Here is a 22,531-nt window from a genome sequence, read left to right on the forward strand (position 1 = left end):
CCCGTGCAACAAAAAGCACGGGGGTAGGACCACAGGTTCAACCGAAGCATTCCGGCTTTCCCTGCGCGATGGTTTACGGCTTACTTCGTGCTCTCCCCGGTGACCGGGCTCTTTTGCCACCGTCACTCTGCGGATACTTGATCCACAAAACTTAGCGCCAGCGTCGGGGCGCCAGGACCACACGACTTCGCCGTCCGCGTTGCATGCGCTCGTCAGTCGCACGCATCGCGTCCACCGCATCTCACCGCAACGTTCGTGACGATCGCGAGCCGCCCCTCATTCGCGTGAGACGCGCGGAGTTAAATCACTGATTTGCCCGACGGCGGAAGCGGAATGTTTTTCGCGCGAGGGCTGGACGGCGCAAATCAACTTGGAATCGCTGGTGAATTTTTCTCCGCCGTCATTCCGGGGCACGCGTAGCGTGAGCCCGGAATCCATTTCTCCGCCAGCGCAAGTGGACGAATGGATTCCGGGCTCGCGACTTCGTCGCGCCCCGGAATGACGGAGAGTGAGGAGTTCGTGGCCCATCCCTCGGGACGCCGCTTGCGCGGCTTCTCGGGATGAGGGGGGCGCTTGTGGCGCCAATCAATAACAGCGGGAGGCGGCGATGGTGTGGAGCTTGGTGTCGCCGAGGAGGTGGGCGGTGAAGGCCGGTGTGCCGAAGAGTTTTGCGAAGGCGGCGTCGCGGATGCTGAGGCCGCCGGCGTAGGCGCCGAAGGCTGGCATCACGGCGCGCTCGCCATCGCTGGCGAAGCAGCGGCGTTCGACCGCGCGGCCGCGGGTCGAGACGCGGGCCTTGGGATGCAGATGGCCGGCGATCTCGCCGATGGCGCCGGTCGGCTCATGGCGGAATCTGATGCGGCCGATCGCGACTTCAGTGGCAACCATGCCGCCGAGATCGGACGGCAGGGCCGGATCGTGATTACCCGAAACCCAGATCCAGTCGCGCCGTGCCTGCAGCGCGGTGATGGCGTCGCGATCCTGCGCGCTCATCCGCTCGTGCGCACGCCGATCATGAAAGCTGTCGCCGAGCGCGATCACCATGCGCGGGTCATGACGGGCGATCACGGCGGCCAAACGGCCGAGGGTCGCCGCGGTGTCGTAAGGCGGCAGCAGCACGCCGCGCGTGGCGAAGCTCGAACCTTTTTCCAGGTGCAGGTCGGAGACGACGAGCAGGCGCTGCTCTTCCCAGAACAAAGCGCCGGAGAGATCGGCGGCGAATGACACGCCGGCGATATCGACGGCGGCGGTCGTATCGACGGTGAGAGCCACTTGCTCCGTCATGGCCGGGCTCGTCCCGGCCATCCACGTTCTTCCGCACGCGCCGAAGCGAAAGACGTGGATGCCCGGGACATCTGCGCGAAGACGCGCTTCGCGCTTTTGCCCGGGCATGACGGTGTGGAGAGAGATGTGCTCCAAAAATTCATCTACTTTGCTACGATGTCTCATGACATCGCCTCTTTCACGAGTTCGTCGGCGGCTTCCGCCAAGAGCTCGTCGGATGCTTCGCCATAAACTGACTCGCGGCCGATTTCCAGCATCACTGGAACCGCGAGCGGTGAGACGTGCTCCAGTTCCCGGTGCGTGATTCGCCCCTGGATCCGCGCGAGCATATCGCCGAGCCGGCGCAGATCGAGCAGACCGGTTGCGGCATCGGCACGGGCCGCGCGCAACAGGACATGATCGCCCTGATGCTTGCGCAGCACATCATAGACAAGGTCGGTCGAGAACAGCACCTGACGTCGCGATTTCTCCTCACCAGTATGGCGACGCGGGATTAGCCCTGAGATGATGGCGCAATTGCGGAAGGTGCGCTTCATCAACGCCGATTCGGCGAGCCATGCTTCGAGATCGTCGCCGAGCATGTCGGGATTGAACAGCGCGTTGAGATCGAGCTGGCCGTGCCGGATCATAAAAGAGAGGTCGCCGAGCCCCCAGATCGCCAGCGCATATTCATTGGCGATGAAGCCGAGCGGCCGGGTGCGGGCGCGCTCCATCCGTCGCGTCAGGAGCATGCCGAGCGTCTGGTGCGCGAGCCGGCCCTCGAAGGGATAGCAGACCAAATAATGCTTGTTGCCGCGTGGAAAGGTTTCGACCAGGAGCTCGCGGACCGCGGGCACGCGGGAGAAATCCTTCTGCAGCGACAGCCATTCATGGACCTGGTCCGGCAGCGCATTCCACGCCCGGCGATCGTCGAGCAGTTTGCGGACGCGCTCGGCGAGGTAGGTGGAGAGCGGGAATTTGCCGCCCATATAGGACGGCACTTTTGCATCCTTGTCGTTGGCGCGGGAGACATAGACCTGGTCCTCGACCAGTGCCTCGTAGCGCACCACCTCGCCGCCGAACACGAAGGTGTCGCCGGGCACGAGGCCCTCGATGAAGACTTCCTCGATCTCGCCTAGCATCTTGCCGCCGCGCGCGATTGCGCCGGTCGAGCCGGAGCCGCCGGCGCGTGAGCGCACCAGCCGCACCTTCAGCATGGTGTCCTCGACGATGGTGCCGACGTTGAGACGGTAGCTCTGCCGCACGCGGGGATTGGCGACGCGCCAGCGGCCCTGCTTGTCCTGCTTGATGCGGGCGAAGCGCTCATAGGTCTTCAGCGCATAGCCGCCGGTGGCGACGAAATCGACGATGTCGTCGAAATCGGCTCGCGTCAGCGCGGCATAGGGCGCCGCTGTCCGCACTTCGTCATACAGCTCATCGGAAAAGAACGGCTCGCCACAGGCGCAGCCGAGCACATGCTGCGCCAGGACGTCGAGTGCGCCTGATCGCAGCGGCGGCGTGTCCTGCGCATTCTCGGCAATCGCGTCGATCGCGACGCGGCATTCCAGCACCTCGAAACGGTTGGCCGGCACCAGCACGGCACGCGAGGCTTCGTCGAAACGGTGATTGGCGCGGCCGATGCGCTGCATCAATCGCGACGAGCCCTTGGGCGCACCGATATTGATGACGAGGTCGACATCGCCCCAGTCGACACCGAGATCGAGCGAGGAGGTGCAGACCACGCCGCGCAGCCGGCCGGCCGCCATCGCATCCTCGACCTTGCGGCGCTGCGCGACATCGAGCGAGCCGTGATGCAGCGCGATCGCAAGCCCATCGTCGTTCATGCGCCAGAGATCCTGGAACAGCATCTCGGCCTGGCTGCGCGTGTTGACGAACACCAGCGTGGTCTTGTTCTGCTTGATCAATTCATAGATCTCGCCGAGCGCATGGCGCGCGGTGTGGCCGGCCCACGGCAGACGTTCGCGCGTATCCAGCATCTCGACGATCGGCGGCGCCGCGCCGCCGGCGGTGACGACATCGGCGGCGATCTGCGCGGCCGGTTGCTGCGGCACCAGGAAGCGCGCGAGCTGCTCCGGCTCGGCGACCGTCGCCGACAGGCCGATCGCGCGCATCTCCGGTGCGAGCCGCCACAGCCGCGCGAGACCAAGCGACAACAGGTCGCCGCGCTTGGAGGTCACCAGCGCGTGCAGCTCGTCGAGCACGATGCGCCTCAGCGAGGAGAACAGGAACGGCGCGTCATCGGATGAGAGCAGGAGCGCGAGCTGCTCGGGCGTGGTGAGCAGGATGTCCGGCGGATAGCGCCGCTGCCGCTGGCGTCGCGATACCGGCGTATCGCCGGTGCGGGTCTCGATCTTGATCGGCAGCCCCATCTCAGCGACCGGCGCCTCAAGGTTGCGCGCGATGTCGACGGCGAGCGCTTTCAGCGGGGAGATGTAAAGGGTGTGAAGGCCGCCGGCGCGCTTCACGCTGCGGCCGGTGGAGATGAGGTTGGAGCGCGGCGCACTTGAGGTCGCTCCCTCTCCGCTGGCGAGCAGGTCATTCTCCCTCCGCCTGAAAGGGGGAGGGCTGGGGCGGTGCAGCCCGCCGCTAAGCTCCACGAGAGTCGGCAAGAATCCCGCCAGCGTCTTGCCGGCGCCGGTGGGCGCGATCAGCAATGCCGAGCGGTTCTCGCGCGCCTTCGCCAACAGCGCGAGCTGATGCGCGCGCGGCGACCAGCCGCGGGCCGCGAACCATTTCTGGAAGCGGAGAGGCAGGAGGGATTCGGCCTCGGTCGGGGCCGCGGGCTGGGTCAGGACGGGCACCGGGTAGAGCTATGCCTTCGGGGGCACTTCGTCGAGGGGTGCTCTCCCCAACCCTCTCCCCGCGAAGAGCGGGGAGAGGGAGATGAAGCAGTTCCCCGCCTACTCCGTCACGGGCTTGTCGGAGATGTCCCAATCCTTGCCGTTGAAGATCGAGATGTAGAGCGTCTTCATCGGCGTGTAGTCTTCGGGCGTGTAGCTGTAATTGATACCGTCGAGGAAATAGGGCGAGTGGAAGCCGGCGAGCGTGGTCGCGTGCTTCAGCACATTGGCGCGGGTAAGGTCGTCGCCGCAGCGGCGCAGGATTTCGGCCATGGTCGCGACCTGGCCGTAGCCGGCGAAGGCGATCGTGTTGTCGGGATCGACATTGGGCAGATATTTCTTCCGCAGCTCCTCGAAGGCGAGCACGTCCGGATCCTTCTCGAAGCGGGGCACGCCGACTTCCTTGGCGTAGCGGATCGCGACGATGCCGGTTGCGTTCTCAAGCCCCGCGGCGTTCAGGATCGAGCGGCCAGTCGAGCCCGCCGAGAGCAGATGCAGCGGCTTCCAGCCGAGCTCGGCGACCTTGCGGATCGACTGCGACGTCGCCTTGCCTGTCGTGATGTTGTAGAAGACATCGGCGCCGGATTTCGAGAGATTGATGAGCTGGGAATCGACGGTCGGATCGGTGAGATCGTAGGTCTGCTCCATGATGACCTGCGCCTTGCCGTCGGCATCCCCCAGCACCTTCTTGAACGGACCTAAGAAGTCGCGACCGAAATCGTCGTTCTGGTAGAGAATGCCGACTTTCGCGTCCGGCTTCACGCTGACGACGTGTTTGGCCAGAATGCGGGCCTCGGTCGGGTAGAGCGGCAGGCCGGCCATGGTCCATTTGAAATTCTTCGGATCATTCCATTTCGACGCGCCGGTGTTGAGCAGCAACTGCGGCACGCCTTTGGAATTGAGATATTTGTGCACGGCGGTCTGCGGCGCGGTACCGAGCGAGCCGTACAGCGCCAGCACTTCCTCCTGCTCCACCAGGCGCCGCGTTGCCTCGACGCATTTCGGCGCGCTGTAGGCATCGTCCATGGTGAGGAACTTGACCTTGCGTCCATTGATGCCGCCCTTCTCGTTCAGCATCTGGAAATAGGCCTCGCCGACGCGACCGAGCACGCCATACAGCGAGCCGGGGCCGGAATGCGGCACGGTCTGGCCGAGCTTGATCTCGGTGTCGCTGGCGCCCGGATCATATTTCTTCTCGGCGGCCCAGAGATAGGGCGCGGACAGGCTTGATGCGGCGAACGCACTGATGGCGGTGGCGCAGAATTCGCGCCTGGTTTGCTTCTTCATTGTTGTTGTCTCTCCCTAGACGACAACAATGATCAACATTCCGCTTGGCTCGGCAATACCGAACTTTTGCCTTTGCGACGCAATGACGCTCGAACAGTTCCGCGCGACGGAAAGGGTAGCGTCTAGACTCAAGTTTTGCTGATGCCGCAGCCGGTGAAGGTTTCGATTGGCGACCGGAGTTAATTCACTCCGGCTTCGCCACGCTCACTGCCGTCATTCCGGGGCGATGCGCAGCATCGAGCCCGGAATCCATTTGTCCGCCGTCACCCGGTGCGTGATGGATTCCGGGCTCGCGCTGTGCGCGCCCCGGAATGACGGCCGGTTATTGCTGCGGTCAAGAGCGCTCCCCGGGCTACGGCCGTTACGTCTTCGTGGCAATCACGACCAGGCCGGGGACGGGCACCTTGCCTTCGTTGCGCGTGGAGGCGGGCTGCAGCGCCGATAAGTTCAGGCCTGCGGCCTCGATCACGGCGCCGATGTAGGGCGCGCCGTGCGCATAACGCAGCCCGTCGCCGATCACGATGCTGTCGCCATCATGCGTCTCGACGGTGAAGGCGACGGCGCCACCGGGTGCGAGCACGCGTCCAGCCTCCGCCAGAACAGGCGCGAGGTCGCAGACATAGACCATGGCGTCGGCCGCGAGGATGAAATCGGCGCTGGCGTCATCCCTGGCGCGCAGCCCGTTCAGCATGTCCTGGACCTCGAGCTCGGCATAGAGGCCGGTGGCGCGCGCCTGCTCGATCATGCCCGGCGAGAGGTCGATGCCGATGAAGCGATCGACGTTCTTGGCAAAGGCGGCAGCACCGAGCCCGGTGCCGCAGCCGAGATCGATGCCGCGCTTGAAAAAGGCCGGCTTGTTCGCGGCGGCGCGCGCCGAGAGCACCGCCTTGAACAACAGCGAGGGGCCGCGATAGCCGAGATCGCGCTTCAAAGCCTCGTCGAAGCGCGGCGCGTATTGATCGAACAGCGCCTGCACATAGGCCTTCGGCATGTCGGACAATCCCTCCGCGCCGAGCTGCATCAAATGCAGACTGGCGCCGTGATGATCCTGTGGGTCGGCGTCGCGGGCGCGACGGAAGGCTGTGATCGCCGCCTCGCGTTCGCCGAGCTCCTGGCGGATCTCGCCGAGCACGAACCAGGCGGAGACGAAGCGCGGTGCGAGCTCGATCGCCTGCTCGAGCAGGTCGGCGGCGGCGGCGAGATCACCCCGCAACTGCAAATCGCGCGCGAATTCATAGCGGCGGTCGGCAACGAGATCGCCGGAGGACAGGAAGAGACGTCCGGACATCGCTTGGGGAACCAGTTCCGTCATTGCCGGGCTCGACCCGGCAATCCATCAATAGAAAGATGGAATCTTTAGAGAGATGGATGCGCGGGTCAAGCCCGCGCATGACGGCTAAAAATCGGGTTAAGCCGGCTTATATACTGCGGCATGCGTCCGCAAGACATCCTGCTGCCAGTTGCTGCCGGTCTCTGCTGCAAACCGGGTGGCTTTCATATCGATCCGGTCCGCCCTGTGGAGCGCGCGGTCATCACCCATGGCCATTCCGACCATGCGCGAGCCGGCCATGGCGCGGTGCTGGCGACGCAAGAGACCCTCGACATGATGCGGCTGCGCTATGGCGACAATTTCGCCGGCTCCACGCAGGCGATTCGTTATGGCGAGGAGGTCAGGCTCGGCGACATCAAGGTGAAATTCCATCCCGCAGGGCACGTGCTGGGCTCCGCGCAGATCGCGGTCTCCTGCAAGGATCTCTGCATCGTCGCCTCCGGCGACTACAAGGATGCGCGGGACCCGACCTGCGCGCCGTTCGAGCTCGTGCCCTGCGACGTCTTCATCACGGAGGCGACCTTCGGCCTGCCGGTGTTCCGGCATGGCGATGCGGCCGATGAGGTGAAGAAGCTCTTGGCATCGGTGGCGCTGTTTCCGGAGCGGGCGCATCTGGTCGGCGCCTATTCGCTCGGCAAGGCGCAGCGCGTGATCGCGCTATTGCGCGAGGCCGGCTATGACGCGCCGATCTATTTGCATGGCGCGATGGAGAAGATCACGCGCTACTACGAGAGCCGCGGGATTGCGCTCGGCGAGCTGCGCCCGGTGCGCGGCATGAAGAAGGCCGAGCTGGCCGGCACCATCACGCTGGCGCCGCCGACGGCGACCTCCGACATCTGGACACGGCGCTTTCCCGACCCGGTCACCGCGTTTGCCTCGGGCTGGATGCGGGTGCGCGCCCGCGCGCGCCAGCGCGGCGTCGAGCTGCCATTGGTGATCTCTGACCATGCCGACTGGGACGGGCTGACCGCGACGATCGGCGCGACCGGCGCCGGCGAGGTGTGGGTGACGCACGGTCAGGAAGACGCGCTGGTGCATTGGTGCAAGAGCAAGGGGCTTGCCGCGCGGCCGCTCGATCTCGTCGGCTATGGCGATGAAGAGGAGACCGAAGTCGTGCTCGACGGCGAGGAAGGCGGGGCATGAACCGTTTCGCCGAACTATTGGACCGCCTCGCCTATGAGCCCGGCCGCAACAACAAGCTGAAGCTGCTCACGGCCTATTTGCGCGACACCGAGGACCCCGACCGCGGCTATGCGCTGGCGGCGCTCACCGGCGCGCTGTCGTTCAAGCACGCCAAGCCGGGCCTGATCCGCGACCTGATCATGGAGCGCACCGATCCGGTGCTGTTCGGATATTCGTATGATTATGTCGGCGATCTCTCCGAAACCGTTGCGCTGATGTGGCCGAAGGTGGCGCTCGTCGGCCACAACAATCCGCCGCCGCCGACGCTGACGGAGGTCGTCACGCGGCTGCGCACGCTTGGCAAGACCGAGTTGCCGGCGCAGCTCGCGCGCTGGCTGGACGAGCTCGACGAGACCGGGCGCTGGGCGCTGCTAAAGCTCGTCACCGGCGCGATGCGGATCGGGATTTCGGCGCGGCTCGCGAAAACCGCGGCCGCGGCGCTCGGCGAGAAAGATCCGCATGAGATCGAATTGATGTGGCCGGGGCTGGCGCCGCCCTATCTCGATCTGTTCGCCTGGCTGGAGGGCCGGGCCGAAAAGCCTGTCAACCGCGACCCGGCGCCATTCCGCCCGGTGATGCTGGCGCATGCGATCGAGGATGCGGATTTCGCCAGTCTCGATCCGGCGGATTTCATCGCCGAATGGAAATGGGACGGCATCCGCGTGCAGGCCGTCTCAGGCCGCGACGAGCGCGGGCATTTGCAGGTTCGGCTCTATTCGCGCAGCGGCGAGGACATCACCAAGAGCTTTCCGGATTTGCTGCCGTCGCTGCATCTGCCCGGCGCGATCGACGGCGAGCTATTGGTGCTGCGCGACGGGCGGGTGCAGACCTTCAACGTGCTGCAGCAGCGGCTGAACCGAAAGGTCGTCTCGCCGAAACTGATGAAGGATTATCCGATCCATCTGCGTGCCTATGACCTGCTCGGCGACGACGAGAACGATTTGCGCGAACTGCCGTTCGAGGAGCGCCGCACGCATCTGGAAGCCTTCATCAGGAAGCTCGCCGATCCGCGCATCGACCTGTCGCCGACCGTCCCCTTCACCGATTGGCCCGCGCTGACCGCGGCGCGTGCCGATCCGGCCGGCGCCGGCGCGGGACTGGATGCGGAAGCGGTCGAGGGCGTGATGCTCAAGCGCCGCGATGCGCCCTATCTGCCGGGCCGTCCGAAGGGGCAATGGTGGAAGTGGAAGCGCGATCCGCACATCATCGACGCGGTACTGATGTATGCGCAGCGCGGCCACGGCAAGCGCTCGTCCTATTATTCCGACTATACGTTCGGTGTCTGGACCAATGGCGGTGCTGGCGACGAATTGGTGCCGGTCGGCAAGGCCTATTTCGGCTTCACCGATGAGGAACTCTTGCAGATCGACCGCTTCGTTCGCCGCAACACCACCGAGAAATTCGGCCCCGTCCGCCATGTCGTGCACGAGCCGGACCAGGGCCTGGTGCTCGAAGTGGCCTTTGAGGGTCTGCAGCGCTCGCCGCGGCACAAGTCGGGCGTTGCGATGCGGTTTCCGCGCATCAACCGATTGCGCTGGGACAAGCCGCCGCGCGAGGCCGACCGGCTGGAGACGCTGGAGCGGATGCTGAAGAGTGTGACGGCAAATTAAGGTTCCGCCCGTGGATGATAAGCATTGACGGCGCGGCGCGGGTTCCCCATGTGCATCGCCTTGCCTATAATGCGGATGCACACCCGCGAGGAGACAGCAATGCCTGACGACGTCCGTGACTTGCCGGCCAGCCAGAATGACGGTTTGTACCGCTTTCTCGGCGGCTCGCCGCTGTCGGTCGCCTTCCGGCTGATCCTCTTGTCGATCCTGGTCGGCGTCGTGCTCGCCGCGGTCGGATTCGATCCCTGGAATATCATCCACAGCATCCAATTGCTGTTCCAGCGGCTGTGGGACCTCGGCTTCGACACCATCAACTGGCTGTGGCGCTACTTCCTGCTTGGCGCCGTGATCGTGATCCCGGTCTGGCTGTTGTCGCGGCTGTTCGGCACGCCGCGCGGCCGCTAGCTGGCGCGGGCCGGGCGATGCAACTGCGATTTGTCGGCTGCGGCGACGCCTTCGGCTCCGGCGGCAGGTACAACACCTGCTTCCACGTCACCGGCAACAGCGTCAATTTCCTGATCGATTGCGGCGCATCCTCGCTACCGGCCATGAAGCGCCTCGACATCGTGCGCGATGAGATCGATCTGATCCTGATCACGCATTTCCACGGCGACCATTTCGCCGGCCTGCCGTTCTTCCTGCTCGATGCACAGTTCTCACGGCGCAGCCGGCCGCTCGTGATCGCGGGGCCTGAGGGCATCGAGACGCGGCTGCCACAGGTGATGGAAGCGCTGTTCGAGCATTCGTCCAAGACCAAGCAGCGTTTCGAGCTCTCCGTCGTGCCGCTGGTGCCCGAGCAAAGCCGCAGCTTCGGCGCGGTGACGGTGACGCCCTATCCGGTCGTGCATGGCGAATCCGGCGGACCGTTCCTGGCCTACCGGATCGAGACCGAAGGCCGCGTCATTGCCTACAGCGCCGACACCGAATGGACGGAGACGCTGATCCCGGCGGCGCGCAACGCCGACCTGTTCATCGCGGAAGCTAATACCTACGACAAGATCGTCAAGAACCATCTCAGCCTGGCGACGCTGGAAGCGCATCTGCCCGAGATCGGCGCCAAGCGGCTGGTGCTGACCCACATGAGCGACGACATGCTCGGCCGCGTGGACGAGCTGCCCTACACCGCCGCCAGCGACGGCATGGTGGTGGTGTTCTAGAAGATGCACGCACCAAACCCATCCGCGGAGGTCACGAGCCGGCAGGTATTCGCCATCGCAGGTCCCGCGATGATCGCGAACCTGACGACGCCGTTGATCGGGATCGTCTCCACCACGGCGATCGGACGGCTGGACGATGCGGCGCTGCTCGGCGGGGTCGCGATGGCCTCCGTGCTGTTCGACTGCATGTTCTGGCTGTTCGCGTTCCTGCGCATGAGCACGGTTGCCTTCACCGCGCAGTCGCTCGGCGCCGGCGAGACGCAGGAATTGCGTGCGATCCTGGTGCGCGGCTTCATCGTCGCGGCGGTGATCGGCGCCGCGCTGATCGTGCTGCAGGGGCCGCTGGCCGCGATCCTGCTCAGCGCGATGGGCGGCAGCGAAGGCGTGACGGCGGCGGCGAAGACCTATTTCCTGATCCGCATCTGGTCGGCGCCGCTCGCGCTCGCCAACTACGTCGTGCTCGGCTGGCTGATCGGCCAGGCGCGGGCGACATTGGCGCTGTCGACGCAGATCGCGATCAACGTCGTCAACATGGCGGCGACCATACTGCTGGTGCTGGTGTTCACTCTCGGCATTGCCGGCGCGGCGATCGCCGCTGTGATCGCGGAAACGGCCGGGCTGTTGCTCGGCATCCTCATTGCGCGGCATCTGACGGGAGGAAAGCTCGACATCCTGCCGGGCACGCTGTTTGCGCGCGAAAAACTAATGCGGATGCTCGCCGTCAACCGCGACATCATGATCCGCACCGCAGCACTGATCACGGCGTTCCTGTTTTTCACCGCGCAAGGCGCCCGCGCCGGCGACGTCACGCTGGCGGCGAATGCGGTGCTCAACAATTTCCTTTTAGTCAGCGCCTTCTTCCTCGACGGCCTCGCCAATGCCGCCGAGCAGCTCTGCGGCCGCGCCTATGGCGCGCGCGACCGCTATGCATTTGCCGGCGCAGTGCGGCTGGTCATCGTCTGGGGCTTTGCGTTTGCGCTCGCAGTGATGGCGGCATTCGCGCTGTTCGGGCCTGTTCTGATCGATATCATGACCGCGAACACGGAGGTGCGGCAGGCCGCGCGCGCGTTCCTGCTGTTCGTGATCCTGTCGCCGCTGCTGGCGGTGTTCGCCTTCGCCTATGACGGCGTCTATATCGGCGCGACCTGGGCGCGCGACATGCGCAATCTGATGGTGCTGTCGCTCGTGATCTTCCTCGCCGCCTGGTTTCTCTTGCGCCCCTTCGGCAATGCCGGGCTGTGGACCGCACTGCTGGTGCACTATGCCGCGCGCGGCGGATTGGAGGCGCTGCGCTATCCGGCGCTGTTCAGGGCATCGTTCGCGACGCCATAGTACGAACCGACTACGCCGTCATTGCGAGCGAAGCGAAGCAATCCATCTCTCCCGCGCGGCGGCATGGATTGCTTCGTCGCTATCGCTCCTCGCAATGACGGTGCAGGCCGGACATGGCTCACCGTACCGGCCAGTCCTCGGCCGTGATGGTGGCGGCATCGGCGCCGACGATTTCGGACAGCGAGTCGCGGCCGGTGCGCAGGAGCGTCGAGGAGAGATCGCGCTTGATGTCGTCGACGAGGCCGAGGCCCTTGTAGACCAGCGAGGAATAAAGCTGGATCAGGCTGGCGCCGGCGCGGATTTTTGTGAGCGCGGCGCCGCCGGAATCGATGCCGCCGACGCCGATCAGGGGAAACGCACCCTCAGCGCGCACATAGGTCTCCGCCACCATCCGCGTCGACAGGCGGAACAGCGGCCGGCCCGAGAGACCGCCCTGCTCCTTGATGCGGGCCTGCTCACGTAACGTGGACGGCCGCGCCAGCGTCGTGTTGGCGACGATCATGCCGTCGACGCGGCGCGAGCGTGCGATGTGAACGACGTCGTCGAGCTCGGCGAGGCTTAAGTCCGGCGCGATCTTCAAGAGCACCGGCGAGTCGCCGGCATTTTTCCGCACCCGCTCCCGGGTCTCGATGACCCGTGCCAGGAGGTCATCGAGCGCGGCCGATTGCTGCAGATTGCGCAGGCCCGGCGTATTCGGCGAGGACACGTTGATGGTGAAGTAGCTCGCGACCGGCGCAAAAGTCTCGATCAGCTTCACATAGTCGGCGGTACGATCCGGCGAATCCTTGTTGGCGCCGACATTGACGCCGACGATGCCGGAAAGATGGGCGCGGCCGGCGAGCCGCCGCAGCACCGCCGCCGCGCCGTCGTTGTTGAAGCCCATGCGGTTGATGACGGCTTCATCCCGCTCAAGCCGAAACAGCCTCGGCCTGGCATTGCCGGACTGCGGCAGCGGCGTCACCGAGCCGATCTCGACAAAGCCGAAGCCGAGCTTGAGCAGCGCATCGGGCGCCTCCGCGTTCTTGTCGAAGCCCGCGGCCATGCCGACCGGATTGGGAAAATTCAGTCCGAACGCGCGCACCGCGAGCTTCGGATCATCCGGCCGCTGGCGGATCGGCGGCAGGAAGCGCAGCCCCTGGATCGCCAGCCGGTGGGCGTCCTCCGGATCGAGCCAGCGCAGCAGCGGCAGCGAGACGGCATCGAAGGCGCGGATCACGGCAACGTCTCCGGGATCGCATGGGTGCCGTCGGCGCGCGCCGGCAGGTCGTAGACCGCGGTGACCGCGCCGAGATCGAGCTCGCCATAGAGATGCGGAAACAATTCATCGTGACGGGAAGGCTCCCAGCGCAAGGCATCACCCAGCGCATCCGCGTCGACCGCGATCAGAAACAGGCCGGTTTGGCCGGAAAAATGCTTTCGCGCGGTCCCGGCGACCTGGGATGCGGTGGAGAAGTGGATGAAACCGTCGCGCAGATCGTCGGCACTACCCCGATACACTCCGGCCCGCTCGGCCTCGCGCCAAGCTGAGGCAGGGCTGATTTTATAGATCGTGCGCACCTATCCGGTGTCCCATGCTTCACGCTTGAGTCTGTTGGGGTTTTCCCGAAGCTGGCCGGGCCAGCGATGGACCGTATCGACGCCCGTGGCGCAACTCAAGCGCCACAGCAGGGCCGATTGGGGACATTTGCGGAAAGCCGCAGGTTCCGGCAATAATTCCTAAATCAGAACGGCGGAATTCCGATGGTCAGACCGCCCAAGCAATCGCGCCTGCTGACCCACGGCCAGGTCTGGGCCGCACTGGACCGGCTGGCGGAGCGCGCCGGATTGTCGCCGTCCGGGCTTGCCCGGCGCGCCGGGCTGGACCCGACCACCTTCAACAAGTCCAAGCGCATCACCACCGACGGCCGCGAGCGTTGGCCCTCGACCGAATCGGTCGCGAAGGCGCTCGCCGCGACCAACGTGTCCATCGACACCTTCGTGCAGTTGATCGGCGACGGCGGCGGCCGCGGCGGCCCGTCAGTGCCGCTGATCGGCCTTGCCGAAGCGTCGGCAAGCGATGCTTTCGACGACAACGGCTTTCCGACCGGCAAAGGCTGGGACGAAGTGGCGCTGCCGACCGTCCCCGACGAGCACGCCTTCGCGCTCGAAATCTTCGGCGACACGCTGCGGCCGGTTTTCCGCGAGGGCGATATCATTATGGTGTCGCCGTCAACTCCGATCCGCCGCGGCGATCGCGTGGTGGTGCGAACCAAGGACGGCGAGATACTGGTGAAGGAGTGCAAACGCCGCACGGCGAAGACGCTCGAATTGCAGTCGCTCAATCCGGCGGAAGCAGATCGCACGCTCGCGGCCGAGGACGTCGCCTGGATCGCGCGGATCGTGTGGGTGAGGCAGTAACTCTCTGGTGTCATCCCTGCGAAAGCAGGGACCCATAACCACAGGAGGTTGTTGTGGCGCGCATTCTTGTCCTTGGTGCGGGATTCGCCGGCCTCTGGGCTGCCATCGGGGCTGCGCGCAAGCGCGATGAGATCGGCCGCGCGGCCGAGGTCGAGATTCTCGTCATCGATCGCAATCCCTATCACAACATTCGAGTCCGCAATTACGAAGTCGACCTGAGCGAGGCGGCGATCCCGCTTGGCGAGGTGCTGGACCCTATCGGCGTCGCTCACAGACTTGCCGAGGTGCAAGCGATCGATGCGGTCAAACAGCAGGTGACCGTCGCAGCGAGCGACGGCCCGGAGGTTTTGACTTACGATCGGCTGGTGCTGGCGCTTGGCAGCGAACTGGCGCGCCCGGCGATTGCCGGCCTCGCGGCCAACGGCTTCGACGTGGACGCCTATGCGGCTGCCGTCCGGCTCGACGCACATCTCGCAGCGCTCGGCGCCGAGGCGCCATCGGAAGCGCGCTCCACGGTGGTCGTGGTCGGCGCCGGTTTCACCGGAATTGAGGTCGCAACCGAGATGCCGGGCAAGCTCGATCGAGCCGGCGTCACCGACGGGCAACGCATCGTTCTCATAGACCCCAATCCCGCGGTTGGCGTCACGATCGGGGATAATGCCCGCCCTGTCATCAATGAGGCGCTCTTGGCGCTCGGCGTTGAAACGCGACTGAGCGTGAGGGTTACCGCTATCGAGCCGAACGCGATCGCGCTCAGTTCGGGGGAGATCATTCCCACACGGACAGTCGTGTGGTGCGCGGGCATGCGCGCAAGTCCGCTGGCTGAGGCGCTGGATGTTGAACGCGACCGGTATGGTCGCGTCATCGTCGATCAATTCATGCGCGTGACCGGTGCAACAAATGTCTTTGCCGCCGGCGATGTGGCCTGCAGTTTCGTGGACGGCGTCCACGCCTCCGTGATGTCCTGCCAGTTCGCCCGGCCGATGGGCCGCTTCGCAGGCCATAACGTCGTGGCCGACCTGTTCGGGCAGCCGATGCTACCGCTTCATATTGATTGGTATGTCACCGTGCTCGATCTCGGCGCGTGGGGAGCTTTGTACACGGAAGGGTGGGATCGCCAGGTGCGTACCAGTGGGGCTGCCGCGAAAGTGACCAAGCAGACGATCAATCACGTGCGGATCTATCCGCCGCGGACAGGTGATCGTGCGGAGATCCTCGCGGCTGCGGCGCCGACGCTGCAGGCGCCGCCGGCCGTGCGATCGTAAACGTCGGCTGCAGAAGCATCGCGCGTAGACTCGGCATTCTCGTCGTTCCCGCGAAGGCGGGGACCCATAACCACAGGGAGCTGTTGTGACGCGAACAAGCGGTTACAGCGGAGCACATTACTGTGGTTGGGTCCCGGGTCCCGGCTACACCAAGCGGCTTCGCCGCGGCGCGCAAGCCCCGGACGACGCCGTCATTGCGAGGAGCGAAGCGACGAAGCAATCCCCATCTCCACAAGCGGTGAGATGGATTGCTTCGCTTCGCTCGCAATGACGGCTTGGATGCAGTCGCGCAAACCTCACCTTACGTCGCGTAGTCCGGCTCCTTGCGGTCCAGCATGCGCTTGAGCGCATCGAAGTGCCGCTGCGCCGGGCTTGGGCTCCTGTAGAGGCTGGTGCCGCCGATATCGCGCATGGTCTTTTCGACCACGGGAGCAGGCAGCTTCTTCAGCGGCTGTCCGGTCCACATCGCATAGATCTGCACCTGCGCGGCGCGCTCGATGTAGTAGAGCCGGTCATAGGCCGCCGCGACGGTCTCGCCGACGGTCGAGATGCCGTGGTTGGCCATGAATAGAATGGTCTTGTCGCCGATCACCCTGGCGAGCCGCGCGCCTTCGGCCGGATCGAGCGCCGGGCCGGTATATTCGTCGTCATAGGCGATCTTGCCGGCCATGCCGACTTCGGTCTGGCCGATCTCCTTGATGCGGGGATCCTCGAGCCGGGTCAGCGCGCTGGCAAACGGCATGTGGGTGTGAAACACCGCTTTGGCCTGCGGCAGCGCCTTGTGGATCGGGGCGTGGATGCAATAGCAGGAGCGCTCGACCTCGCCCTCGCCGCGCTTGACCTCGGCATCGTCGATGCCGACTTCCATGAAAGAGGAAGCGGTCACCTCCGACCAATGCATGCCGAACGGAATCTGATAGTAGCGGTCGCTGCGGCCGGGCACCACGAAGGTCAGATGGTTGAAGATGCCCTCACTGAAACCCTGGATGAAGGCGAGCCGGTGCGCGGCGGCGAGATCGACGCGCGCCTGCCACTCTGCGGCGCCTTGATCGGTAAGCGTGTCCGGCGAAACCCTGAACTGCATGTTGATCCTCCCTTGCGCGCCTGTGCTGGCGGCTTGTTATTGGCGCAGTCTAGCTCAAATTGCCGCCGCCCCGATTGCAATTACCGTGCACCAACCATCCCAATTTCGCGAGGCGGGCGCGGCGCATTGGCGGCAGTTGGCAGCATGTTTTCGATAGAACAACGCGGCAAGACGCAGTTTGCGTTGGCAAAGCCGGCAATGTTCGCCCTACAGTTAAGGATGAGGAGACCTATTTCGGATGACTGCTGGCACTGAAGGAAACCCGGATCGCAAAACCATTGCCGTCGTCGGCCTCGGAAGCATCGGCGGTATCATCGCCGGCCTGTTGCGCGCGGCGGACCGGCACGATGTGGTCGCCTGTGTCAGGCGGCCGCTCGATCGTCTCGTGGTCGAGCGTGCGGAAGGCGCAATCGATGTTCCGCTTCGCGCACTGACCGATCCGGAGCAGGCGACGCCGGTGGACTGGGTGCTGTTCTGCACCAAGGCGCAGGACACGCCGTCAAGCGCGCCGTGGCTTGCAAGACTCTGCGGCGCCGACACCCGGATCGCGGTCCTGCAGAACGGCATCGGGCACAAGGAGCGGCTGGCACCATTGGCCGGACACGCAACCATTATTCCTACGCTCGTCTATTACAATGGCGAGCGATTGGCGCCGGACCGCGTTCGCTTCCGACGTGCCGGCGACTATGAGTTCACGGTCGCGGACGATGCCGATGGACGGGCGTTCGAAGCCCTGCTCGAAGAAACCGGCCTGCGAGTGCTGCGCAGTGACGACTTCGCCACGCTCGCCTGGCGAAAGCTCCTGATCAACGCGGTCGCCAATCCGATCACCGCGCTGACCCTGCTGCGGCAGGCGGTGTTCCGGCGCGATGACGTCAAAGCGCTGTGTCTTGCCATCCTCGAAGAGGCTGTTGCCGTCGGGCGCGCCGATGGCGCTCGCCTCGAGGCAGATGAGGCCCAGCGAATGCTGGCGACGCTGCTCACCTATCCGCCCGACGCCGGCACCTCGATGTATTTCGATCGCCTCGCCGGCCGACCGTTCGAAGCCGACGCGCTCACCGGCGCGATCGTCGCGGCCGGCAAACGACATGGCGTGGCGACGCCGCTCAACGGCCTCCTGCTGACGCTATTGCGTGCGACGAGTGATGGGTTGCGGGATGCGAAGCGGTAGGGTGGGCAAAGCGAAGCGTGCCCACCATTCCTTGCGCCGCGCTTGATGGTGGGCACGGTTCGCTTTGCCCACCCTACGGGACGATCATTGCCGGGCCTGACCCGGCAATCCATCGACCGAAAGAGTCTTGCGAAGCTGGATGGATGCGCGGGTCAAGCCCGCGCATGACGGATTGAGAAAGCTACGACGACCTTGCCAGTGCGCCGTCGATCATGTTGACGGCGTTCTGGAGGCCGTAGACCGCGACGAAGGAGCCGAAGCGCGGGCCTTTCTCCTGGCCGAGCAGGACCTGGTAGAGCATGTTGAACCAGTCGAGCGAGACGCCGGGGCGGCCGTCCTTGCCCTTCTTCACGGGATCGAGGAACGGCTCGCGGCGGCCGATCTCGTAGACCACGTTCTGGATGTCCTCCGCGGTCGAGTCCGGCGGCATGTTGGAGAGCGCATCACGCAAATCCTGCAGCGCCGCCCGCTCGCTCTCGGTCGGCTCGCGGAACTGCTTCGAGGGCGCGACGAAGTCGCGGTAGTAGTTGATGGCATAGCCGACCATCGCATCCAGCTTCGGATGCGTCTGCGGCGTCACGCCCGGGCGATAGCGGCCGATGAAGCCCCACAAGGTCTCGGCATTCTCCGCATTCGACGACGACACCAGCGTCAGCAGAAGCTGGAAGGTGACGGGCATGTCCACCTTCGGCGGATGGCCGGAGTGGATGTGCCAGACCGGATTCTGCAATTGCTGCCGCCCTTCCTGACGCGGGAAGGCGTCGACGAACTGCTGGTATTCGTCGACATTGCGCGGGATCACGTCGAAATAGAGCCGCTTGGCCGCCTTCGGCTCGCGATACATGAACAGCGACAGCGATTCCGGCGAGGCATAGCGCAGCCATTCGTCGATTGTGAGCCCGTTGCCCTTCGACTTCGAGATCTTCTGGCCTTTGTCGTCGAGGAAGAGCTCGTAGTTGAAGCCTTCCGGCGGCGTGCCGCCGAGCGCCGCGCAGATCTTGCCCGACAGCTTCACCGAATCGATCAGGTCCTTGCCGGCCATCTCATAGTCGACGCCGAGCGCATACCAGCGCATCGCCCAGTCCGGCTTCCACTGCAATTTGCAGCGGCCGCCGGTGACGGGCACCGTGACGCTCTCCTTCGTCTCGGGGTCTTCATAAGAGATGGTGCCGGCCTTGGCGTCATGTGCGGTGACCGGCACGTAAAGCACGAGCCCGGTGCGCGGGCAGATCGGGAGGAACGGCGAATAGCTCGCGGCGCGCTCCTCGCGGAGCGAGGGCAGCATGATCGCCATCACCTTCTCGATCCGCTCCAGCATCCGCAGCAGCGCGGCGTCGAAGCGGCCCGAGGTGTAGTAGTCGGTCGAGCTGGCGAATTCGTAGTCGAAGCCGAACTGATCGAGGAAGGCGCGCAGCCGCGCATTGTTGTGCTCGCCGAAGCTCGGATGCGTGCCGAAGGGATCAGGCACCTTCGTCAGCGGCATGCCGAGGTGCTGCTCCAGCAGCTCCTTGTTCGGGACATTGTCCGGCACCTTGCGCAGGCCATCCATGTCGTCGGAGAAGGCGAGCAGGCGCGTCTTGATCTTGTCCTCCGTGAGCACGCGGAAGGCGTGGCGCACCATGGTGGTGCGCGCGACCTCGCCGAAGGTGCCGATATGGGGCAGGCCGGACGGGCCATAGCCGGTCTCGAACAGCACCTCATCCTTCGGATTTTTTTTCAGCCGCGCGACAATCGCTTTCGCCTGCTCGAACGGCCAGGCGTTGGATTGTTCGGCGAGCGCACGCAGGTCGCTCGGGCTTGCGGCAAGGTCAGTCACGGACATCGGGGTCTCCAAGGCCGCGGAAACTAACGGCCTCCGCGGCAAAATGCAAAATAGCGGCGAAGCTGTCATTCCGGGATGGTGCGTCAGCACCAGACCCGGAATCTCGGGATTCTCCGATGTGCAATAGCACATCGTAGTTCGATGCTCGCGCATCGCCCCGGAATGACAGCGCTAAAACGGGCTGACGGAAAAATAGCGCAGCCACAGATCGGTGTAGCGGCCTTTTTCCCAGAGCCGGAACAGCGCCCAGTTCAACGCCTGCCGGAGCAGGTCGTTGCCCTTGCGCACCGCAATGCCGATGCCCTCGCCGAAGAAGCGGCTCTCGACGAAGGGGCCGCCGGAGAAGGCGCAGCATTCGGCCGAATCGGTGCCGTTGATCCAGAACGCGAGCGCGATCGCGTCGCCGAAGATGAAATCGACCTCGCCGCGGCGAAGCGCCTGCCGGAGCGCGTCGTCATTTGGATAAGTGTGGAGCTCGGCGTCGGTGAACATCGCCTTCAGATAGGCTTCGTGCGCGGTGCCGCCGATGACGCCGACCTTCTTGCCTTCGAGATATTCCGGCCGCACCTCCGGCAGCACGGCGTTGCGCTGGGACACGAAGCGGGCCGGCGCGCGGTAATAAGGATCGGAGAAATCAACCCTTGTGCGCAATTGCGGCGTCACCGCCATCGAGGCGATGATGGCATCGCCCCTGTTGGTGGCGAGCGCATCCACGAGCGTCTCGAAGCGGCGCATCTGGATGGTGCAGGTGACCTTGATCTCCTCGCAGATCGCGCGCGCCAGGTCGACATTGAAACCGGCCGGATTGCCGTCAGGACCGGTGAAGTTGAACGGCGGATAATCGGTTTCGGTCAGGAACCGGATGACGGTGATGCGCGACAGATCCGGCCGTTCAGGCCGCCGCCGCGGATCCCAGAAACCGGGCACCGCCTGCGGCGCCGCCTCGACGGGCGGCTTCGGCGGCGGGGTTTGTGCCAGCGCGGACCCGCTACAGACAGCCAACGCCGCTACAACCAGCCATCCGGCCGTGGCGCGGACAGGACGGGAAATGTCGAGCGGGGCGGTCTGATCTGACATTTGGCCGGGCAATGTTGCGGAATTGGACGGCCTTATAGACCATCCGGGGCACGATGCGAGGCTTTAGCTCAGAGATAGCGCTTGAGGTCGGCCGCAGCTTCTTCCGGGCTGCGTTTGAGGTTGAACGGGGAGACGAACTTGCCGTCGCGGTCCATCAGATAGATCAGCGCGGTGTGGTCCATTGTGTAGTCGCCGTCCTTGAGCGGGACCTTCTTGGCGTAGACGCGATAGGCCGACAGCACCTTGGCGATGGCATCGGGGTTGCCGGTGAGGCCCTTCAGATGCGGGTCGAAGCTGGAGAGATAGTCCTTCATCGCCGCCGCGGTGTCGCGCTCCGGATCGACCGAGACGAAATAGGCGTTCACCTTGTCGGCGTCCGTGCCCATCGCCCGCAGCACTTCGGAAATCTCGAACAGCGAGGTCGGGCAGACGTCGGGGCAATGGGTGAAGCCGAAGAAGATCAGCGTCGGCTTGCCCTTCAGGCTCTTGTCGGTGATGGTCTGGCCGGCTTGGTCGGTGAGCTGGAACGGGCCGCCGATCGCCGACGGGGTGGTCATGCTGCGCAGGCCGCCCATCGTCCAGAACAACAGCAATAGCCCGATCGCCAGGCTGCCGGCGAAGGCAGCCACGATCACGAGCGGGCGGGTGGTCCGATCCATGAAAAAATTCCTCTTATTGGATCAGAAACAGGCCGAGACGCCGGCCGCGATGGTCTCAAAGAACACCGCCGTGCCGTAATGGAACCAGAGCGCGCCCGCGCCCAGCACGACGAGCGCGCCCAGCCCCGCGGCACCCCAGGCGATGGCGGACGCCGCCTTGCCCTGTGCCGAGGCCGGCGCGGTCATTCCATGCGAGGCGGAAACCGGCTGAACCATGTGCTTGAAATAAGCCCGGTTCCGCCGCCCGGCAAGCGCAATGCTGCGGCGCGCCGTCACATCATGTGGAGGGAAATACCGAACTGTCGCCACTCGTCATGCCCGGGCTCGACCCGGGCATCCACGTCTTCCTTGACGTCAAGAACGTGGATGGCCGGGTCAAGCCCGCCCATGACGGCAGAGGGCGACCGCGCCTCTAGCGCGCCCGGTTGGCGGAGGCCTGGGCGTCGAGGTAGCAGGGCCGGAACATGGCCTGCAGGGCCTTGCCGCGCAGGAAGATCATCCTCGGGGTGAGGCCGCCGCGCGAGGCGATCCAGCGGCGGATCGAGGTCGGGTACATCGAGTACAGCATCTGGGTCGCTTCGGGATTGGTGATGGCGCGGCCGTTGGCGCCGAAATCCCATGCAGCGTGGAAACCGAGATTGGCATGCGAGGTGACGCAGATCCGATTATGCGGAACCGCACCCAGCACGATGGTGCAGGCCGATGCGCAGAGGCCGTCGATGATGACGGTTTCGCCGGAACTGCGAAGGCCTTGATATCTGTCGACGTAAGTGCCGATCCTGCCGCCACGATCGTCGGCGATCCGCACCACCGCATGCGAAGCCCCCATACCCGCCAGCAGGAGAACCGCCGCGAGCAACCCCGTCATCAACTTCATGGCCTGCCCCAGTCGAATATCGAATCCGTTGATCTTAGTGATGCAAGACTTTGGCCAGCGTGTTGCGGGTCTGGATTTTTGTCCAGCCGTCACAGCTCGATCAAAACAAATTCAAATCGAGTGTTGCGCACACGCTGCAGTTTGCGGATGAGAGGTC

20 protein-coding genes are annotated in these 22,531 nt (G+C 64.9%); 8 read left to right on the forward strand and 12 right to left on the reverse strand.

Going from position 1 to position 22,531, the window contains the following annotated elements:
• Positions 1-585: 585 nt before the first annotated feature.
• From pdeM to ACZIRK_RS04280, 4 genes are all read right to left on the reverse strand, one after another.
• On the reverse strand, positions 586-1,284 hold the full coding sequence (gene pdeM, locus ACZIRK_RS04265) for a ligase-associated DNA damage response endonuclease PdeM (protein ID WP_245475221.1): 699 nt from the start codon (positions 1,282-1,284) through the stop codon (positions 586-588).
• A 161-nt stretch (positions 1,285-1,445) separates the two neighbouring features.
• Positions 1,446-4,085 (reverse strand): ligase-associated DNA damage response DEXH box helicase, encoded by a 2,640-nt coding sequence (locus tag ACZIRK_RS04270; RefSeq protein WP_463326991.1) that lies wholly within the window; start codon positions 4,083-4,085, stop codon positions 1,446-1,448.
• 99 nt (positions 4,086-4,184) lie between these two features.
• On the reverse strand, positions 4,185-5,411 hold the full coding sequence (locus ACZIRK_RS04275) for an ABC transporter substrate-binding protein (RefSeq protein ID WP_130227530.1): 1,227 nt from the start codon (positions 5,409-5,411) through the stop codon (positions 4,185-4,187).
• A gap of 361 nt (positions 5,412-5,772) precedes the next feature.
• Positions 5,773-6,699: a class I SAM-dependent DNA methyltransferase gene (locus tag ACZIRK_RS04280; protein ID WP_463327066.1), complete on the reverse strand. Its 927-nt coding sequence runs from the start codon at positions 6,697-6,699 to the stop codon at positions 5,773-5,775.
• Between the two features lie 144 nt (positions 6,700-6,843).
• Here ACZIRK_RS04280 and ACZIRK_RS04285 point away from each other — a divergent pair, with 144 nt between their 5' ends.
• The 5 genes from ACZIRK_RS04285 to ACZIRK_RS04305 all read left to right on the forward strand — a co-directional run bounded on the left by ACZIRK_RS04285 (position 6,844) and on the right by ACZIRK_RS04305 (position 12,022).
• A complete protein-coding gene (locus ACZIRK_RS04285; RefSeq protein WP_130227532.1) occupies positions 6,844-7,884 on the forward strand; it encodes a ligase-associated DNA damage response exonuclease in 1,041 nt (346 codons plus the stop codon).
• Positions 7,881-9,533: an ATP-dependent DNA ligase gene (locus tag ACZIRK_RS04290; protein ID WP_130227533.1), complete on the forward strand. Its 1,653-nt coding sequence runs from the start codon at positions 7,881-7,883 to the stop codon at positions 9,531-9,533. Before ACZIRK_RS04285 ends, ACZIRK_RS04290 begins: the two co-directional genes overlap by 4 nt.
• Positions 9,534-9,632: 99 nt before the next feature.
• A complete protein-coding gene (locus ACZIRK_RS04295; protein ID WP_028167653.1) occupies positions 9,633-9,938 on the forward strand; it encodes a DUF6460 domain-containing protein in 306 nt (101 codons plus the stop codon).
• Between the two features lie 17 nt (positions 9,939-9,955).
• Complete coding sequence (locus tag ACZIRK_RS04300) at positions 9,956-10,690, forward strand: MBL fold metallo-hydrolase (RefSeq protein ID WP_130227535.1); 735 nt, start codon at positions 9,956-9,958, stop codon at positions 10,688-10,690.
• 3 nt (positions 10,691-10,693) lie between these two features.
• Positions 10,694-12,022: an MATE family efflux transporter gene (locus ACZIRK_RS04305; protein ID WP_130227536.1), complete on the forward strand. Its 1,329-nt coding sequence runs from the start codon at positions 10,694-10,696 to the stop codon at positions 12,020-12,022.
• Between the two features lie 118 nt (positions 12,023-12,140).
• Here ACZIRK_RS04305 and ACZIRK_RS04310 read toward each other — a convergent pair whose 3' ends face one another.
• Entirely contained in the window at positions 12,141-13,238 is a 1,098-nt protein-coding gene (locus tag ACZIRK_RS04310) for a quinone-dependent dihydroorotate dehydrogenase (RefSeq protein ID WP_130227537.1), read from the reverse strand.
• Positions 13,235-13,579 (reverse strand): DUF952 domain-containing protein, encoded by a 345-nt coding sequence (locus ACZIRK_RS04315; RefSeq protein ID WP_130227538.1) that lies wholly within the window; start codon positions 13,577-13,579, stop codon positions 13,235-13,237. Before ACZIRK_RS04315 ends, ACZIRK_RS04310 begins: the two co-directional genes overlap by 4 nt.
• A gap of 183 nt (positions 13,580-13,762) precedes the next feature.
• On the opposite strand from ACZIRK_RS04315, the gene ACZIRK_RS04320 reads away from it, so the two are divergent.
• Positions 13,763-14,419 carry a S24 family peptidase gene (locus ACZIRK_RS04320; protein ID WP_207231067.1) on the forward strand — a complete coding sequence of 219 codons (657 nt, stop codon included), beginning with the start codon at positions 13,763-13,765 and terminating at the stop codon, positions 14,417-14,419.
• Between the two features lie 53 nt (positions 14,420-14,472).
• Entirely contained in the window at positions 14,473-15,684 is a 1,212-nt protein-coding gene (locus tag ACZIRK_RS04325) for an NAD(P)/FAD-dependent oxidoreductase (protein ID WP_130227539.1), read from the forward strand.
• A 301-nt stretch (positions 15,685-15,985) separates the two neighbouring features.
• On the opposite strand, the gene ACZIRK_RS04330 is transcribed toward ACZIRK_RS04325, so the two are convergent.
• Positions 15,986-16,768: a class II aldolase/adducin family protein gene (locus ACZIRK_RS04330; RefSeq protein ID WP_245474846.1), complete on the reverse strand. Its 783-nt coding sequence runs from the start codon at positions 16,766-16,768 to the stop codon at positions 15,986-15,988.
• Between the two features lie 238 nt (positions 16,769-17,006).
• On the opposite strand from ACZIRK_RS04330, the gene ACZIRK_RS04335 reads away from it, so the two are divergent.
• Positions 17,007-17,939 (forward strand): 2-dehydropantoate 2-reductase, encoded by a 933-nt coding sequence (locus ACZIRK_RS04335; RefSeq protein WP_130227541.1) that lies wholly within the window; start codon positions 17,007-17,009, stop codon positions 17,937-17,939.
• A gap of 181 nt (positions 17,940-18,120) precedes the next feature.
• Here ACZIRK_RS04335 and ACZIRK_RS04340 read toward each other — a convergent pair whose 3' ends face one another.
• The 5 genes from ACZIRK_RS04340 to ACZIRK_RS04360 form a co-directional block, all read right to left on the reverse strand.
• A complete protein-coding gene (locus ACZIRK_RS04340) occupies positions 18,121-19,761 on the reverse strand; it encodes a lysine--tRNA ligase (RefSeq protein ID WP_130227542.1) in 1,641 nt (546 codons plus the stop codon).
• A 171-nt stretch (positions 19,762-19,932) separates the two neighbouring features.
• Positions 19,933-20,838 (reverse strand): transporter substrate-binding domain-containing protein, encoded by a 906-nt coding sequence (locus ACZIRK_RS04345; protein ID WP_130227543.1) that lies wholly within the window; start codon positions 20,836-20,838, stop codon positions 19,933-19,935.
• A 68-nt stretch (positions 20,839-20,906) separates the two neighbouring features.
• Entirely contained in the window at positions 20,907-21,497 is a 591-nt protein-coding gene (locus ACZIRK_RS04350; RefSeq protein WP_028167642.1) for an SCO family protein, read from the reverse strand.
• A 21-nt stretch (positions 21,498-21,518) separates the two neighbouring features.
• Complete coding sequence (locus tag ACZIRK_RS04355; RefSeq protein ID WP_130227544.1) at positions 21,519-21,806, reverse strand: hypothetical protein; 288 nt, start codon at positions 21,804-21,806, stop codon at positions 21,519-21,521.
• 103 nt (positions 21,807-21,909) lie between these two features.
• Positions 21,910-22,374 carry a hypothetical protein gene (locus tag ACZIRK_RS04360; protein WP_028163486.1) on the reverse strand — a complete coding sequence of 155 codons (465 nt, stop codon included), beginning with the start codon at positions 22,372-22,374 and terminating at the stop codon, positions 21,910-21,912.
• Positions 22,375-22,531 lie beyond the last annotated feature (157 nt).

Source organism: Bradyrhizobium sp. Leo114, assembly GCF_055229415.2.

Excerpts from the sequence above, each read along its gene's own strand:
- pdeM (WP_245475221.1), bottom strand. The coding sequence starts at position 1,284 with ATGACGGAGCAAGTGGCTCTCACCGTCGATACGACCGCCGCCGTCGAT.
- ACZIRK_RS04275 (WP_130227530.1), bottom strand. The coding sequence starts at position 5,411 with ATGAAGAAGCAAACCAGGCGCGAATTCTGCGCCACCGCCATCAGTGCG.
- ACZIRK_RS04280 (WP_463327066.1), bottom strand. The coding sequence starts at position 6,699 with ATGTCCGGACGTCTCTTCCTGTCCTCCGGCGATCTCGTTGCCGACCGC.
- ACZIRK_RS04285 (WP_130227532.1), top strand. The coding sequence starts at position 6,844 with ATGCGTCCGCAAGACATCCTGCTGCCAGTTGCTGCCGGTCTCTGCTGC.
- ACZIRK_RS04290 (WP_130227533.1), top strand. The coding sequence starts at position 7,881 with ATGAACCGTTTCGCCGAACTATTGGACCGCCTCGCCTATGAGCCCGGC.
- ACZIRK_RS04295 (WP_028167653.1), top strand. The coding sequence starts at position 9,633 with ATGCCTGACGACGTCCGTGACTTGCCGGCCAGCCAGAATGACGGTTTG.
- ACZIRK_RS04300 (WP_130227535.1), top strand. The coding sequence starts at position 9,956 with ATGCAACTGCGATTTGTCGGCTGCGGCGACGCCTTCGGCTCCGGCGGC.
- ACZIRK_RS04305 (WP_130227536.1), top strand. The coding sequence starts at position 10,694 with ATGCACGCACCAAACCCATCCGCGGAGGTCACGAGCCGGCAGGTATTC.
- ACZIRK_RS04320 (WP_207231067.1), top strand. The coding sequence starts at position 13,763 with ATGGTCAGACCGCCCAAGCAATCGCGCCTGCTGACCCACGGCCAGGTC.
- ACZIRK_RS04330 (WP_245474846.1), bottom strand. The coding sequence starts at position 16,768 with ATGCAGTTCAGGGTTTCGCCGGACACGCTTACCGATCAAGGCGCCGCA.
- ACZIRK_RS04335 (WP_130227541.1), top strand. The coding sequence starts at position 17,007 with ATGACTGCTGGCACTGAAGGAAACCCGGATCGCAAAACCATTGCCGTC.
- ACZIRK_RS04340 (WP_130227542.1), bottom strand. The coding sequence starts at position 19,761 with ATGTCCGTGACTGACCTTGCCGCAAGCCCGAGCGACCTGCGTGCGCTC.
- ACZIRK_RS04345 (WP_130227543.1), bottom strand. The coding sequence starts at position 20,838 with ATGTCAGATCAGACCGCCCCGCTCGACATTTCCCGTCCTGTCCGCGCC.
- ACZIRK_RS04350 (WP_028167642.1), bottom strand. The coding sequence starts at position 21,497 with ATGGATCGGACCACCCGCCCGCTCGTGATCGTGGCTGCCTTCGCCGGC.
- ACZIRK_RS04360 (WP_028163486.1), bottom strand. The coding sequence starts at position 22,374 with ATGAAGTTGATGACGGGGTTGCTCGCGGCGGTTCTCCTGCTGGCGGGT.